Here is a 12904-nt window from a genome sequence, read left to right on the forward strand (position 1 = left end):
CCTCAGATCGACCATACGAGCCACCGGACCCCAGCCCGGACGGCTCCGGGCCCAGCCAGCCCGACGACAATGACGACGACACCGACTGATGACCGGGGCCGAACGCAGCCGCGCCCTCCTGGACCGCCTCCAGCATGCCGGGCACCTCTCCAGCCTGTGGCGCCCGACCTTGGAAGCCGTGCCGCGCCACCGGTTCATCCCTGCCCAGGTGTGGCGCCACGGTGAACCCACCCCCGTGGACAGGGAGACGGATCCGGACTCCTGGTGGGACCTGGTGTACCGCGATGAGCCGGTCATCACCCAGCGCGCCCCCGACGGGACGCCCACCTCCTCCAGCTCGAAGCCGTCGATGGTCGCGACGATGCTCCACCACCTCGACCCGCAGCCGGGCGACGCCGTACTGGAGGTCGGCACCGGCACCGGGTGGAACGCCGCCCTTCTCACCTACCGCGCCGGCCCCGACCGCGTCACCACCATCGAGGTGGACCCCGCTGTTGCGCGCTCCGCCGAGACATCGCTGCAACAGGCCGGCCACGCGGCCCGGGTCGTATGCGGGGACGGTGAGCGCGGCTGGCCGGACGCCGCCCCCTACCAGCGCATCGTGCTGACCTGCTCGGTGCGCACGATCCCCGCCCCGCTCCTTGCACAGAGTGCACCAGGCGCGGTGATCGTCGCTCCGGTCTGGGGCGCGGGCCTCGCCCAGCTCACCGCCGACGGGAAAGGAACCGCGCAGGGCCGGTTCGTGGCAGGCGCCGACTTCATGCCCTCACGCACGTTCGGGGGCGCCGTCGCACGCCCCACCGGGCCGAGCTGGAAATCCCCGACCGAGCTGGATACCCGCTGCGTGGCCGACCTCGGCTTCCAAGTGCACATCCACATGCGGATGCCGGGCGTGCATCTGTCTGGCGAACAGCGGGACGGCACCTACCAGGCGTGGCTGGACGACGGTTCCGGGTCGGCCGCGCACGCCGACGGCACGGGGGCGGCATGGGAGTGGGGCGAGCGGCCTCTGTGGGAGGACTTGGAGAAAGCCCACGCGGACTGGGAGCGTGAAGGTCGGCCCGGGCCGGAACGCTACGCGGTCACCGCGGACTCGGACGGACACCGCGTGCGGCTGGTCAAGTAGGTGTCAGAGGGGCGCCACACCGTAGAGCCATGACCGCTGCGTACCGGGCCCGCAGCCCTGCGGTGGCCGCGGTGAAGGAAAGCAGTCCGGCACCTGATACAGCAGCCGCGCGCCAAGAGGGACGACCCCGACGGGCGGCCAGCAGGAGCATCGGCCAGGAGCTCCTTCCTCAGCCGTCACAGCAGCGTCACGGGGACGGTCCCGGCCAGCAGTCGGCCTTCGCGCAGTGCTTGCCGGTAGGACGACCATGGCGGCTCGGTTGCGTACAGCGTCTCGAGGTCGAGCTGCCCCATCAGCAGCATTCCCTCTCCGGCCGGAGCGACCAGCGACCGCCAGGCCGCCGGCGCGGTCATGCGACCGTCCTCGAGGTGCCGTTGTCCGGACCCGTCGACCTGGAGCGCGTCCCCGGGGCCCTGGCGAACGAGCCAGCCGGGACTTGAGGGAGGCGTCTTCCCCAGGGCCGAGAGCCGGTGCAGGCCTTGATCGAGCAGGTACTGAAGCACCGGCGCGGCAGCACCCCCCTCGGCTGGCAACAGCGTGACGGTCTCTTCCCAGGCCAACAGCAGCGCGGGACGCACGCCGCCGGGAGCCGGAATGCCGAGGGCCCGCGGGATGAGGTCGGTGCGTTCAGCGACCCGTAGCTGCCCACTGGCCACATGGCGGATCGGCGTGACCGGTGCGCACCGCTGGTGTGCGAGGCCCAGCGAGGAAAGCTCGGGGCTGACGGCGAGGGTAGCGACGGCCTGCTCCGCGTTCGCATTCCCCGGCGCGCCGCACTCGGTGCAGGTGAAGGCGCGGGTTCGGGAGAACCGGTCGGTTTGCTCGGCTCCGATGTGCTCGCAGATGTCGCTGCTGATGTGGACAGGCAAGGGGACTCCTGGCGTGGCGGGCACGGTCTGCGGCGGCGCCCCCGGCCCGGCCTGGTGAGCGCTGGGCGGGGGAGGGCGTCGTTACGCGGACGCGGTGCGGGTGGGGGTGTTGAGGACGTCTTCGATGACTGCTTCGGTCTGGGGGAGCAGCTCCACGTCCAGGCGGCGGCAGACTGCGGTGATCTGCTCGATGGCCTGGTAGACGCCGGCGCGGTTGCCTGCGGCGGCTTCGATGCGCATCCAGTCCTGGTAGAGGACATCGGCCGTGTCGTCGACGGTGAGCGCCGTGGTGATGGCGTGCCGGGCTGCGTCCAGGTCGGGGCGAGGGCTTGTGCGGTGCCAGGTGGCGATGGTGTGGGCGACGTCGATGATCCGCGAGAGCATCTCCTGAATCAGGGGAGTGGCCCACGGCAAGTCGGCACCGGAGGCTCCGGAGAGGGGGCGGCCGCGGACCAGCGCCAGCGCTGCCTCAAGATCCGGCAGCCCCGCCGGAGCCCCGGCTGCCAGGCCGCGGCGTGCCAGGCGCTGGAACTCGCTCCAGTCGCAGCGCACCTGGGGCGAGAAGCGGTACAGACGCTGACGGTCCCGCGGCAGGTACGGGGTGCCGTCCGGGGCGGTGCGCAGCCGGGCCCGCAGTTCGCTGACCCGGGACTGCAAGGTGGCCTTGCTCCAGGGCTTGTCCGGGTCCATGGCTTCGCACAGCTCTGCGGCGCTGCGGCCCGGGCGCAGGTACAGCAACGCAGCCAGCGCGGCGATCTTGTAGCCGTGGCCGGAGGCTGCCACACCGCTCACCTCAACGGGGCCCAGCACATTGATCCGCGGAGCGTGCGGGTCTTCTTCGGCGCCGTCGCTTTGCTCGTCGGCCGTGACAGCCGGCTCGGCTGGCGTGTTGGCGGCGTCGCGCGGCTCCGGGACTTCGCGCAGCGGTTCTTCCGCGGAGGCGGTGTCCGTTCCTGCAGCGTGCGGCTGGGGGTCTGCGGGGAGGCGCCTGCCGTCTTTCACCGCGGCCAGCAGCGCGGGGAAGGGTGAGGCCTCGCGTGCATCATCCTCGCGGCCGGTGGCGTTCGTTCCGTTCGCCTGGGCGGTGACTGCCGGTCCGGGTGAGGGCTGACCTAGTGCGGCGATGGGCGTGTGGCCCGGGCCGGTGTCGGGGTGATGTGGATCGGCGGTTGGGACGTGCTGCCACTCGGCCTGGGCCGGATGTGCGGGCTGGTCGGCGATCCGCAGCCCGGTGACGAGCTCGTCGTATTCCTGGTCGGTGACGCGGCCCAGGCGCAGGGGGTACCCGGCCATGGCGCAGGGCTGGACTTCGTCCTGGGCGGCGTCCAGGCGCTCGGCCTGGGGGAAAACGGCGGTCAGTTGGTCGGCGGGCAGCACCAGGGCGATCGGCGTTCCCCGGGCTGCCGAGAGCGCATCGGCCAGGGCCCAGGCCTGGTCGGGGTCGGCTTCTGCCGCACACACCAGCAGCCACGGCAGCGGCGCTTCGGCGCCGTCCTGGGCGGCCTGCTGGTGGGCTTCGAGGAGTACTTCGCCCAGGTCCCGGGTGGCGGCCGCCACGTCGGGCACGGCGCGCACCCGGCCTTTGGGCAGCAGCGCGGGCATCTCTTCCCCAAGTCCGACGGTCAGGACCTCGGTGTGGTCGCTCCAGGCGCAGGTGGCCGCATCCAGTGCCACGGCGCGGGCCACCTCTCGCACGCGCTCCGGCGGGCCGTCGAGCAGCAGCACCTGGGCGTGCGGCAGGTTCAGTAGGAGATGCTCGCCCTCGGGGCCGCTGCCGATGGCGACCAGCCCGGGGTAGGGAGCGGGGACGCGCTCCAGCTCTTCGGCCGGTACAGCGGTGTCTGGACCGGCCTCCCACCACCCTTCCTTGACCGCCACGAACGGCGCCATCGCTTCAGCGTCGAGCTCGCTGGCGTCGTCGAGGAGGATCTGGACGCTGCGCGCGGTCACCCGAGCCGCTCGCAGCGTCGGCAGTTCCTTCTGAGCGGCGGCATGGTTGCGGCCCAGCGCTCGCAGGGCGGCGTCGAGACGTTCCACACTGCCGGGTTCGGCAGCGGCAGTCAGGCGCTGTTCGGTCACGCTGGGATCGGCGACGGCGATCGTCTCGCCCGGGTGCCGGCGCCGCTGCTGGAGGATACGTTTGGCGCCGAGCGCACCACACAGCCCTGCGGCCAGCAGCGCGCTCGTGCCCAGAGCACGGGGAGCGGTGACGGCCGCGTCCGGGCTCTCGAGGGTATGCGCCGGTGGGGCGGAGGGCTGCGGACGGGAGTCATCCTGCCCCCGCCCCGTGGGGGCGGGGGCAGGATGAGCGTCCTTCTCCTTCACACCCGGGGCGTCCTTGCCATGCTGGTCGTGGCTGCCGCTGTCGCCGTCGTCGGGGGATGGCTCGGCAGAGGGTGAGCGCGTCGCGTCGTGGCCCGGCTTCTCCTTCCGCTGAGTGTCAACGCGGCCTTTGGCGGCGTCGTGGCTGCCCTCGGCATGATCCGGCCGCCTCGGGGCGCTGTTGCGCTCGCCTGTCCCCGTGCCGTCGTGAGGCGTGGGCCGGTCCCCGCGGTCTGGGGAGGACTGCTTCGGCTTGCCCGCGTGCGGGAGGGTCAGTTTCTGTCCTGGATAGATCAGGTCGGGGTCGGGCAGCTTGCCGGGGTTCGCCTGCACGATCTGCGGATACTCGCCCGGGTCGCCATACACGTGCTCGGCGATTGTGGACAGGTTGTCGCCGGCGCGCACGGTGTAGGAGCGGTCAGCTGTCGCGGGCTCCGGCTCGGACGCGGCGGCCGGCCGCATTCCCGACTGGCTCTCCGACGACCGCCCTTCGGGGGCCTCGGGGAGCATCAGCGTCCAGCCGGGCTGCAGAAACCGTGCGTCGAAGACGCGTCCGTCGGCCATGACGCGGCCCTCGTTGAGCTCGGCGATCGTGTGCCAGGCTTCGAACGACCCCAGCTGCCTCTCGGCGATACTGCCGAGCGTCTCGGCGGGCCGGGACTCGCGCACGGTGTACGTTCGCGCGCTGTGCCCGGTCTCCTGGGCGGCCGAGTCCGGCTGCCCGTCGGCGCTGTGCTCGGGAGAGGGTGCGTCCTGACCGTGGTGGAGGGAGGCGGAGATGGTGGTGGCGGTGGCCGGTGTGGCCATCGCGCTGCTGGTGGGAAGAAGCACCAGCACGGAGCCGACCAGCAGGGAGGCCAGCCGCTGACTCGGGCCCAGCACCCAGCGCCGTTCTGCGGCACGGCCGCGCAGTTGGGAGACGGCCTCCACGAGCACCGAGCCGGCGAAGTGGGCCCAGGCGACCCAGCCGACGGCCAACAGCAGCAGCATGAAGGCCCCACCGCTGTCCGGCCGGTCCAGCAGATGCGCCACATCACCCCGGCCCGTCTCCCACACCTGCGGAGTGGCCCAGCCCAGCAGAACGGGCAGGCCTACCAGAAGAACGGCCAGCAGCAGGACGCTGGCCACCCCCCGGGCCACGGCCGCGCCGGAGCGCTGGGCCGGTGGGGAGATGACCGTGGCGGGGCGGCGCTTGCTCACAGAGGGACCCTTTCTCATTCATCAGCGGCCGTGGCCGGGTCGGCCGGCCTACGGGGTGTCCGGCTCGTCGACGCCGTGCAGGAGGACGGCTTCTCCCACGCCGGTCACCGTCCGCGAGCCCGGCATGAAGCGGAAGGAGTAGGTGTCACGCACAACGACGTGAATGGTCTTCCCGTCCGCAGAGACCGTCACCGTGCCGCGCGTGCCCGTCGAGCGCAGGTAGGCCTGCGCGGCGGCCGTCGCGTCGTGCGGCTTCACACGCCAGGCATCGCCCTCGACGGCGGCACCACCGTCGATCGCCTGCCCACCTGCCCGTGCTGCCTCCCGGGCGAGGGCCTCGGCGTTGGAAGCCGCGCGCATGGTACCGCCGCCGTCTACGACCAACACGCCGAGCAGGGCCAGCATCGCGGCGGTGACCACCGCCACGAACACCGAGATCCCGCCCCGGTCCAGGCCCTGTTCTGCGTCGGCCAGGCGGCCGGCAACGCAACGGACCTGCGTGCGTGCCGTCGGCATCACGACACCGTCCTTTGCCGGAAGCGGTCGACCGTGCTGGAGAAGGAACTGGTCAGCGTCTTGCTGCCGGGCACTCCCGGCATCAGCAGATCGCTGTAGTCCACGGTGCAGCGCACCGTGACGGTGACCTTCGAAACCTGCCCCACCGGTACGTTCAGCGCCGAGGTGTCCGCGCGTATCTGGGTCGATGCGCAGGCGATCTGGCCGGAGAGGGAATCGCGCGCGGCGGCGTACGCGGCCCGCTGGGCGGCGGCGGGACTGCGGGAGATCGACGCGGCACGGGCGGCGGCCTTGGCTGCCGCGTCCACCTCGTTGCCCGCCCGGACCAGCAGCCCGGCGGCCAGCGCGAGGGAGAGCAGCATCACCAACGCCGGGGTCAACAGCGCCGCTTCCACCGCCGCGCTTCCCCGCTCGCCCACGTCACCCCGCACGGCGCGGATCCGGAGCCTGATGAAGCTCACTGCTCTTCTCCCGGCTTCGTCCACCGTTCCACCGGTGCCGTGGCCGACTGGGTGATGCGCCATCCGTCCTTCCCGGGCAGGAGGGAGGGTGCCAGGCCGCTCACCTCGATCCGCACCCGCTGCGGCGTACTGCCCGCGCTCGAGACGGTCACCGCGCGCAGATTGCCGCCGGCCAGCCGCTCGGCGAACCGCCTGGCCTTCCGCTTCCCGGCCGCGGCCGAGCCCTGGTACTCGGATCCCTGCTGTGCCCCCTTACGAGCCGCGGTCAACGCGGCCTCGGCAGCGAAATGCCAGGTGATGGCCTGCAAGCCGATCCAGGTCAGCACCAGAATCAGCGGCAGCACCACCGCGGTGGTCACCACCACATCCCCCCGGTCCGAGCGCAGCTCCTTTCTCCACGCCCGGCGGCCGACACCGTTTTCCCTTTTCCCTCTCACTCGTCGAAGACCGAGTCCAGCTTGCCGTTGGCCTTCAGCAGGACCGCGGTGATGGTTCCGGCGATGGCGATGGCGCCCCCGATGGCCGCGAACCAGATGATGACCGTGGAAACCGCGATCTCCCCAGCGTCCGCACGGGCCTTCATCTCCGCGCGCGCCGTCTCCCACCGGTCCCGCACGGTGGCGGACAGCAGCGTCAGCGCAACTGCGCAGCGGTCGAGCATGATGCAACTCCTCCTCAGTAGACAGTTAGCCAATGGCCAGGATCCGCAGGACGGCAGGGAAACCCATCAGGAACATCAGCAGCACGGCCACGATGGAGATCGGCGCCGTCATCTTCTCGCTGTCCGCGTTCGCTTCCGCCGCCTGCTCCTCCAGTAGATGGGTGCTCAGGCTGGCCGCGCGCTTGCGCAGCGTGTCGGCAACGGCCGCCCCGTCATGACTGGACTGGCGCATGATGTCGGCGACATCGTCCAGCGCGGGCAGGCCCAGCTCGCGGGTGAGCTCCCGCAGCGCCTGCCACGGCGGCACCTTTTCCACCTGGGCCCGCATCAGCGCCTCATCCACCCGCCGGAACGCCCACCCGTCGGCGACCTTCGCCGTGCGGGCCAGCGCCTCGGTCGGACCGCTGTCGGCGCCCCGCTGAAGCGCAATCAGGTCCAGGTAGGCGGCCATGGCGTAGGCGAACTCCCGCCGCGCCCGCTTGGCCTTCGCCCGCACCTCCAGATCCGGCACCCACCAGCCGAGCGCGGCCGTGACCAGACCGACGATGCCCGGCACCGCGAACGGCAACGGCAGCCCGACCAGCATCGGCGGCAGCAGAAAGATCCACGGCCACGCGAAACCGATCCCTGCCAAGGCCGCCTTCTTCAGTACCAGCCTCGCCGGGGAACTGCCCAGCAGCTCCAGATCACGGAAGGGCAGCGTCAGCCCGGGCAGACCCGACAGATGCCGCAGCACCCACTGGCCCCACACCTCATCCCGGTCGACCGCACCCGAGCCCCCCGTGCTGCTCGCCCGGGGACCGGAAGCGCGCAGCACCTCACCCAGCCCGGGCCGGGCGGGCACCAGCGCCCGCACCAGCAGTGCCAGTCCGGCGCCCATGCCGCAGCCCAGCAGCAGCGCACTGGTATTCACAGCCGCACCTCCCCGGCCGCCGCTACCTGCCCGGCGTCGTCCTGGTTCTCGTCTGACGCCGAGGGCAGTGCCACCGCGCTGCGGGGATCAGCGATCAGGAAACGGGGAGCAGATGGCGGCGCCGACAACTGCCGCACCCACACCAAAGTCGCGAACAACAGCAGCGCGACGACCCCCAGCACCGCCTGGCCCAGCAGCGTGGCGTAGGGGGCCGTGTAGGAGGGGATGAGCAGCCCGATTCCCACCACGCCCAGCATGATGACGACCAGGATCTTCAACGTCGTACGCCACTTCTTCCGCTCCGCCTCGATCGCCTGGCGCTTCGCCACCTCGGCGCGCACCGCCGCCGCGTACAGCTCCAGCGAGTCCGCCAGACCCCGCCCCCGGCCCGCGGAGGTGACCGCGAGGATCAGCGCAGCGGCCACCCGGTCGCCGGTCACATCGTCGACGTCGTCGGCGAAGGCCCGCAGCGCCGTCTCCGGCGCCACCCGCACCTCCAGCCGCTCCGCCAGGTCCTCCACCGGCCCCGAGATCGCTGCCGGGCAGCCGGTAGGGGAGTCCTTCATCGCCTGCAGCAGCCCCTTGCCCACGCGCAGCGCATTGCTCAGCCGCTGCGTCCACTCCGCCAGCGCCTCCAGCTGGTCGATCCGCACAGCCGCCTGTCTGACCGGGGCCAGCAGCCACGGCACCCCGGCGACGGCAGCGCCGCCCACCACAGCCAGCACGAACACCCCGGTGACCAGCCACAAACCGACGAACACCGCCGCGGCGGCGGCCAGCCGCATCCGGGTGCGGGCCCGCGCGCTGCGCGCGGCCGCGCCCTCCCGGCCCGAGCGCAACCGCCGCCACCAGCCCGGCGCGACCGGTCCGCTGACGCCCACCAGCGCCCACACCAGCCCGACCGCACCCGCGCCCATGCCCAGGCCGAGGACCAGACCCCACAGCATCACCGCGCACCACCCCACTTCAACGGCAGCGGCCTGGACCACGTCGCACGGTCCAGCGCGCCCTCGGGCATGCCCGCCCGCAGCAGATCCAGGAGGCAGGCCGGTGCCACCAGCGGCACAGCCCGCACCTCACCCGCCTCCGGGCGTGGCCCGAAGACGGTGTTGGTGGCGGGCTTGCCGTCCTGGTTCTCCCCACCGGTGATCTCCAGCACATGAGAGACGAACCGGTGCCGTCCGCCACCACTGCGCCGCTCGTTGATCAACTCGACATGGACAATGAAGTCGAGGCCGTTACGGATCTGCCGGTAGGCCAGCTTCTCCGAGAGGTTCTCCCGCGCCAGCGCATACAGCTCGGCGATCCGGTCGAAGACGCCGTAGGCGCTGCGGCAGTGAATGGTCGACAGACTGCCACCCTCGCCGCTGGTGAGCGCCTGCATCATCGCGATGATCTCCGCGCCGCGCACCTCGCCGACCACGGTGCGCTGCGTCCCCATCCGCAGCGAGGGAGCGATCAGGTCCTGCAGCGTGTACTGGCCGGCGGCCCGCCCGTCCGCCGTGCTCTCCCCGGTCGCCTCCCGCCCCTCCAGGGCGACGATCTGCCGTGCGTGCTCGTTCTCGTGGGCGAACAGTTCGTACTCGGTCTCCAGCGTGGCGATCCGCTCATCCGGGTCGTACTCCCGCATCAGCGCACGCAGCAGCGTCGTCTTCCCGCTGCCGGCCTTCCCGGAGATCATCAGGTTCTTCTCCGCGTGGATGGCCGCCCGCAGAAAGTCCCGCAGCGACGTATCGAGCGTGCCCAGCTCGACCAGGTCGTCCAGCGTGACATCGCGGTGCCGGTGCTTGCGGATATTGACGCAGGTGTAGGGCGTCACGCCGGTGAACGCCTGGACGCGGGAGCCGTCATCCAGGCGCAGAGCCAGCTCCGGCTTGGCCTCCGGGGAGAAGGTCTTCTCCTGCTGGCCGTGGCTGGTGTTGCGGGCCAGCTCCTGCAGCATCTCGCGCAGCGCCGCATCCGAGGAAGCCACCGGCGGCAGCCTCACCAGCTCACCGTTGCCCAGGTCGCCCCACACCTGGTCGTAGCGGTTGATGTGGATGTTCTCGAACCGCGTGTCATCCAGCAGCGGCTGAAGACGGCCTGCCCGAAAGAGCAGGTCGAACACGTAGCGGGCGAGCGCGGTCTCCTCCTCCCCGCTGGGCGGCGCCCCCCGCTTGGCGGCCTCCCTGCCGTACCACGTGGCCACTTCGTCGTTGATCCAGCCCAGACAGCGCTGCTCGCGGTCCGCGCGCGTCATGCCCGGGTTGGTCTTGCGCTCCTCGGCCAGGCGCTGGCTGACACGCTGCTTGATGAACTGCGCGTCCGCCTCGGACACCAGCGCCTGCGGCATCTGCCGCCCGCCCACCGCAAGCGGATATTCGGGCCCCTCTGGCGCGCGGCCGTCCGCCGGCTGCTGCGGCGCCGGGGCGGGGGCCGGAGCAGAACTTGGAGTCGGGGCGGGAGCGGTGGCCGGAGGGGGCGGAACGGGTGGCCGCGGATGACGCAGCGTCACATGCGGATCTGCTGGCCTACCCCGCATACGACACCTCCCCCTGGCCGGTGACCTGCTGCAGACGGCGGCTGTGCGCTGCCCGGCGTTCGGCGATCTGCCGCACCAGGGCCTCGGCCAGAGTGCGGGCCGCCAGCATCAGCCGGCTGCGCTCGAAGCGCCGCTCCGGCGTCGCGCCGTGGGAGTAGACCCGCGCCTGCTTGGGCGCATACGGCAGCGTCGCCACCAACGGCACTTGAAGGTCGCGCTGTTTACGCAGCTCAGCAAGCGCGTAGGCAGCCCGGTGCTCCTCCTCGATCAGCACCAGACCCAGGTGCCGGATGTGCTCGCGCAGCCCCTCCAGCCTCACCGCGGCGGCATGCAGCGAGGGCAGCGTGGTGCGCGCCACCAGGATCACTGCATCCGCCCGCCTGGCCAGCACGCCCGAGGGGCCGAATGCCCCCGAGCGGCCCAGGTCCACCAGCACATCGTGCCGATGCGACTCGATCCCGGCGAACTCCTCGGCCAGCAGCCCCCATACCGGAGCGAAACCGGGCGACTCCACCAGCGGGTTCGCGAACCCGGGCAGCACGGTCCGGCCGGTACGCTGCTGGGCCTGCTTGTCGTCCTCAATGAAGACCAACTCGCTCCAGAACGCCTCATGCAGTTCCTTGGCGCCGCGGCGTCCGGGCAGCGTGAGGTTGCCCAGCCCCAGGCCGGTCCCCAGGCGTCCCTGCAGGGCGCCGGTCAGCACACTGCCGCCCTCCGGGTCGCACTCGGCAGCGATCAGCGTGCGGCCCTCCGGAAGCGGCCATGCGGCCTGGAGGGCGAGCATGGTCGTGGTGGCGCCCGGGGATCCAGGGCAGCCGGCGAGGGCGACCACCGTCATTGCCCACCGTCCGGGACATCCAGCGCCAGGGCGGCCCTCTCGGTGGCCGACCAGGAGAGCACCTTGGGGCCGTCCTCTTTGAGCACGGCGACGTCGACCACGCGCGTGCCGCTTCCCTCTTCGGCGTCTCCGACCTTGATGACCCGCGCCGGGACGCTCTCTTGGGCCGGAGCCTCCTTCTCCTTGCCCGGTGCCAGCTCGGCTTCGCCGTCCTTCGCCACCTTCACCACCTCGACCCGCTGCCCCGGAGCAAGGCCGGAGGCGTGCACCAGGCCCGGCTTGAGCCCGATCGGCACCACTTGCTCGCCCTGGCGCACGAGAGCGGTCCGGGTGACCTGGGAGCGGGACAGCAGCGAACCGGGCTTGAGGCCGACCGCGGCACGCCGCCCCACCACAGAGTCCTGCTCGTCGGCCCGGATGCTCTTCAGGCCGCCGTCGACCGCGACCTGAGCCGTTGCCAGATCACCGGGGGTGATCTTCTCTCCGGCCTGGACCTCCCGCGCGATGGTCACCACCTGCTGGCGGTCACCCGCCGAGTTCAGCAGGAGGGCGAACCCCAGACCGCACCCGGCGATCAGCGCTATCAACACGGTGGCCAACCACGGGCTGCGCCGCCGGGCCTTGTAGGCCCGCGGCACGGTCACCCCGGGGCCCTGGCCGGGCGTCTGGGCCGGGATGCCGGGCGCTTGCTGCGGCGTGGCCGTCGTCTCGCTCAACGTACTGTTCCCCTTCTGTCCCTCACACCTGCGCGTACGGTCTTCTGTCACTGGCCGACGACCTGGCCTTCGCCCACCGGGATGGACACTCGCGAGGTGCGGGTCTCCACGTCTGTGCCGCTGCCGCCGCCCCCCTTGACCTGCCATTGGATGCTCCAGGTCGAGGTGGCGGTGACGGTGAAGCGCTTCCTGGGCTTGTTCGCGGAGGAGACGCGGTAGGTGTGACCGCAGTCCGGCGACTCCTTCAGCCCCATGGACCGCTTGTAGACGGCGCCTCGGCTGGTGCAGGTGACGCTGCGCCCGTCACCCATGCGCCAGACGACCTTCGAGACCTTGGCGGTGGCCGTCACCGTCACCCCGCCCGCCGTGGCGGAAGCGGAGTTGGGCCCCCACCGCGTCGGTCCCGAGCCGGCCCGCAGCCACAGCGGCACTCCCACGGTGTAGGTGCCGCCCGCCTTCGGACTGATGATCTTCGGGCCCAGCAGTGTCATCTCATCGATGGCGGACTGCGCGACTTGTGCGGGGTCGGCCGTGACCTTGGGCGGGTGCTCCGCGAAGAACATGCCTGCGTATTTCTCTGCGTCGCTGACTTTGTCGCAGACGCGCCAGTAGAACTTGCCCTTCTTCGGGTCTTTCCCCTCCCACAGGCCACTGTCGGCAGGCGGCTGCTCCATCTTCTTCACCTGGCACGGCGCAGGCTTGGCCGGCCGACCGGGCCTGGCCCGGCCGCCGTGACTCGACGACTCGTGCCCCGAGCCCTT

General features: G+C 71.7%; 13 protein-coding genes. 1 reads left to right on the forward strand and 12 read right to left on the reverse strand.

Going from position 1 to position 12904, the window contains the following annotated elements; all coding sequences use genetic code 11:
- Positions 1-88 precede the first annotated feature (88 nt).
- On the forward strand, positions 89-1126 hold the full coding sequence (locus HC362_RS34495) for a methyltransferase domain-containing protein (RefSeq protein WP_243088260.1): 1038 nt from the start codon (positions 89-91) through the stop codon (positions 1124-1126).
- A 176-nt stretch (positions 1127-1302) separates the two neighbouring features.
- On the opposite strand, the gene HC362_RS34500 is transcribed toward HC362_RS34495, so the two are convergent.
- The 12 genes from HC362_RS34500 to HC362_RS34555 form a co-directional block, all read right to left on the reverse strand.
- Positions 1303-1995 (reverse strand): hypothetical protein, encoded by a 693-nt coding sequence (locus HC362_RS34500; RefSeq protein ID WP_243088261.1) that lies wholly within the window; start codon positions 1993-1995, stop codon positions 1303-1305.
- Between the two features lie 81 nt (positions 1996-2076).
- Complete coding sequence (locus tag HC362_RS34505; RefSeq protein WP_243088262.1) at positions 2077-5517, reverse strand: LysM peptidoglycan-binding domain-containing protein; 3441 nt, start codon at positions 5515-5517, stop codon at positions 2077-2079.
- Between the two features lie 48 nt (positions 5518-5565).
- Positions 5566-6033 (reverse strand): hypothetical protein, encoded by a 468-nt coding sequence (locus HC362_RS34510; protein WP_243088936.1) that lies wholly within the window; start codon positions 6031-6033, stop codon positions 5566-5568.
- Positions 6033-6494 (reverse strand): TadE/TadG family type IV pilus assembly protein, encoded by a 462-nt coding sequence (locus HC362_RS34515; protein ID WP_243088263.1) that lies wholly within the window; start codon positions 6492-6494, stop codon positions 6033-6035. Before HC362_RS34515 ends, HC362_RS34510 begins: the two co-directional genes overlap by 1 nt.
- Positions 6491-6853, reverse strand: coding sequence for a pilus assembly protein (locus HC362_RS34520; protein ID WP_243088264.1), 363 nt, complete (start codon positions 6851-6853; stop codon positions 6491-6493). The genes HC362_RS34515 and HC362_RS34520 overlap by 4 nt, the downstream gene beginning before the upstream one ends.
- Positions 6854-6927: 74 nt before the next feature.
- Positions 6928-7155, reverse strand: a complete 228-nt coding sequence (locus HC362_RS34525; protein WP_243088265.1) for a hypothetical protein — start codon at positions 7153-7155, stop codon at positions 6928-6930.
- Between the two features lie 25 nt (positions 7156-7180).
- Entirely contained in the window at positions 7181-8068 is an 888-nt protein-coding gene (locus HC362_RS34530; RefSeq protein ID WP_243088266.1) for a type II secretion system F family protein, read from the reverse strand.
- On the reverse strand, positions 8065-9015 hold the full coding sequence (locus HC362_RS35010) for a hypothetical protein (protein WP_279240169.1): 951 nt from the start codon (positions 9013-9015) through the stop codon (positions 8065-8067). Before HC362_RS35010 ends, HC362_RS34530 begins: the two co-directional genes overlap by 4 nt.
- Complete coding sequence (locus tag HC362_RS34540) at positions 9015-10415, reverse strand: CpaF/VirB11 family protein (RefSeq protein WP_243088267.1); 1401 nt, start codon at positions 10413-10415, stop codon at positions 9015-9017. Before HC362_RS34540 ends, HC362_RS35010 begins: the two co-directional genes overlap by 1 nt.
- A 163-nt stretch (positions 10416-10578) precedes the next feature.
- On the reverse strand, positions 10579-11427 hold the full coding sequence (locus HC362_RS34545; protein WP_243088268.1) for a hypothetical protein: 849 nt from the start codon (positions 11425-11427) through the stop codon (positions 10579-10581).
- Complete coding sequence (locus HC362_RS34550; RefSeq protein WP_243088269.1) at positions 11424-12143, reverse strand: SAF domain-containing protein; 720 nt, start codon at positions 12141-12143, stop codon at positions 11424-11426. The genes HC362_RS34545 and HC362_RS34550 overlap by 4 nt, the downstream gene beginning before the upstream one ends.
- Before the next feature lie 47 nt (positions 12144-12190).
- Positions 12191-12817 (reverse strand): ATP/GTP-binding protein, encoded by a 627-nt coding sequence (locus HC362_RS34555; protein WP_243088270.1) that lies wholly within the window; start codon positions 12815-12817, stop codon positions 12191-12193.
- Positions 12818-12904: the final 87 nt, after the last annotated feature.

The organism is Streptomyces sp. 891-h (assembly GCF_022760275.1).
GTDB classification, from domain to species: domain Bacteria; phylum Actinomycetota; class Actinomycetes; order Streptomycetales; family Streptomycetaceae; genus Streptomyces; species Streptomyces spirodelae.